This is a genomic window from Psychrobacillus sp., assembly GCF_056205495.1.
Window position 1 is genome coordinate 1 of the sequence record NZ_JBAEAP010000504.1, and the last position, 1,652, is coordinate 1,652.

Below are 1,652 nucleotides of genomic sequence, written 5' to 3' on the forward strand. Positions count from 1 at the left end.
AAAACAATGGCTACAAGCGGCATTATTGCAGCTTTATATGTAGCTGTATCTATGCTAGTGGCACCTTTTTCATTTGGTGTTTTTCAATTTCGGATATCCGAGATGTTTAATCACCTGATCATATTTAATAAAAAGTATTTCTTTGGTATTGTGATTGGTGTATTTATTACAAACCTCTTCTCTCCATTAGGACTCTATGATTTAACTTTTGGAGTAGGACATTCTATTATCACTCTATCTATTAGTATACTAATTGGTAAATTCGTAAAGAATCAGCTATGGCACATGATTTTAAACACCATTTTGTTTACATTTACTATGTTTATCATTGCCATTGAATTGCACCTCTATTTTAAAATACCAGGTTCTTTATTTTATGAAACGTGGTATACAGTTGCTTTAGGTGAATTTGTAGTTATGGCAGTAGGAATACCATTAATGCTTGCCTTAAATAAACGTTTAAAATTTAAGGAACTAATATAAAAATGAGCCCCCATTTTCTTTTCCGAATTTGGGGGCTTATTTTAAGGTCACTTCCTACAAAGGAAATGCCCTTTTTCAATTTACTCTTTTTTAAACTCAATTGTACTTCTAACCGTATCTATAGGTCTTACTAGGCCTTCAATTTGGGCACGTTTTGATTCTAAGAATGGAGGTAAGGAAAGTTTTTCTCCCAAAGTCTCATAAGACTCGTCTCCCATAAAGCCGGGACCGTCCGTAGCAAATTCAAATAATATCCCGTCTGCCACTCGAGCATATAAGGATTGGAAGAAGAATCGATCTACAAACCCAGATGTATGGAATCCAAAGCTTTCCATTCTCTCTGTCCACTCATCTAGAACTGCTCTATCTTCCACTCGGAATGCTGCATGATGTACTGTCCCGAAGCCTTGACGACCTGGTGGAAGGATAACATTTTTCTCAATAATGACGCGGGCTCCATTTCCACCTTCTCCAACCTCAAATAAGTGAAGATCACCCTCTTGCGCAATTTCCTTAAACAGTAATACTTTTTCTAGTACTTCCTTCATGTAGTCAAACTGTGCAATACGAATATGAATGGGACCTAAACCAGTAATGGCATGCTCTAAAGGTATTGGTCCTTTTTGCCAAGGAGTACCAGACTCTACACCTGTATTGTTCTCATCCGAAATCAATTCGTATTGCTGGTCGTCAAAGTCTACAAAAGATAGAACCTTCACTCCGAATTGCTCTTGAATGCCAGTGTGTTTCACATTTAAACGGTCAAAGCGTTTCTCCCAATAATCTAAAGATGCATCCATTGGAACACGAAAAGCCGTTCTATAAATCTCATTCGTCCCATGGGTGCCTTTAGGGATTCCAGGGAAATCAAAAAATGTCATATCCGTTCCTGCTCCACCAACATCATCTGCAAAGAATAAATGATAGGTTTGAATGTCATCCTGATTTACTGTTTTCTTTACTAATCGCATACCTAACACGTAAGTAAAAAATTTATAGTTTTCTTCTGCACTGCTTGTAATTGCCGTCACATGGTGAATACCTTTTAAGTGATTCATATATATTAACCTCCACTATTTATCTTTAATTTAAATATCTTTAATTCAAGATAATTTTAACATGTAAAAAAATACAAGTCAACAAGAAAAGCGCAGGCGCCTATCCCTGCC

The 1,652-nt window shown here is 36.6% G+C and carries 2 protein-coding genes; one reads left to right on the plus strand and one right to left on the minus strand.

Features of this window, described 5'->3' with window-relative positions:
• A partial coding sequence (locus tag AC06OU_RS14360) for a QueT transporter family protein (protein ID WP_475856690.1) occupies positions 1-483 on the plus strand: 483 nt, incomplete at its 5' end.
• 80 nt (positions 484-563) lie between these two features.
• On the opposite strand, the gene AC06OU_RS14365 is transcribed toward AC06OU_RS14360, so the two are convergent.
• Positions 564-1,541 (minus strand): ring-cleaving dioxygenase, encoded by a 978-nt coding sequence (locus AC06OU_RS14365; RefSeq protein ID WP_475856692.1) that lies wholly within the window; start codon positions 1,539-1,541, stop codon positions 564-566.
• Between the last annotated feature and the right edge of the window lie 111 nt (positions 1,542-1,652).